This window comes from Monashia sp. HAY1-2A (genome assembly GCF_056755315.1).
This window is the reverse complement of record NZ_JBNDHY010000823.1, coordinates 1-233: the sequence shown is the minus strand read 5'-3', so window position 1 is coordinate 233 and position 233 is coordinate 1. Positions and strand designations below refer to the sequence as shown.

The following is a 233-nucleotide window of genomic DNA, read 5'->3' as shown; positions in this document are numbered from 1 at the left end:
CTGTAAGGTGTCTTCGGTGGCGATAAACTGCATCAGCGAAACCAGTGCGTTGAAGGTAAAGACCAGCGCGATACCAAACAGCACCACACCGGAGCTGGCAACGCGCGTCCAGCGGGTGATACCGTCGAGCATCAGTGCGGCAAATAAGGCAAAAATGAAGGCGTTGGCGGAGATAAACCATTGATCCGGCACGCCGGGAATCCCAATGCCAAGCACAATCGCCAGCGCCGCAC

1 protein-coding gene is annotated in these 233 nt (G+C 56.7%); it reads right to left on the bottom strand.

The genetic code is table 11. The features are described from left to right. The coding region (locus ACPYOM_RS24075; protein WP_481347913.1) for an iron chelate uptake ABC transporter family permease subunit at positions 1-233 on the bottom strand (233 nt) is incomplete at both ends.